This window comes from Arthrobacter alkaliphilus (assembly GCF_021483235.1).
In the GTDB taxonomy this organism is placed as follows: Bacteria; Actinomycetota; Actinomycetes; order Actinomycetales; family Micrococcaceae; genus Arthrobacter; species Arthrobacter alkaliphilus.
On record NZ_JAKEEC010000083.1, the window covers coordinates 1 to 213 of the forward strand.

1 protein-coding gene is annotated in these 213 nt (G+C 42.7%); it reads left to right on the forward strand.

Annotated features, from left to right (window positions below; translation table 11 throughout):
* Window positions 1–213 (forward strand): hypothetical protein (locus L0B83_RS19670; protein ID WP_234760248.1); only part of this gene is annotated, 213 nt, incomplete at both ends.

Sequence of the window (213 nt, forward strand, 5' to 3'; positions counted from 1 at the left end):
TTGCAGTTTCTACTCCTGCTAATAGTTTAGCGCATTCTTTGTTGTTACTATGGGGTCCTGAAGCACAAGGGGATTTTACTCGTTGGTGTCAATTAGGCGGTCTGTGGACATTTGTTGCTCTCCACGGCGCTTTCGGATTAATAGGCTTTATGTTACGTCAATTTGAAATTGCTCGATCTGTTCAATTGCGACCTTATAACGCAATCGCATTCT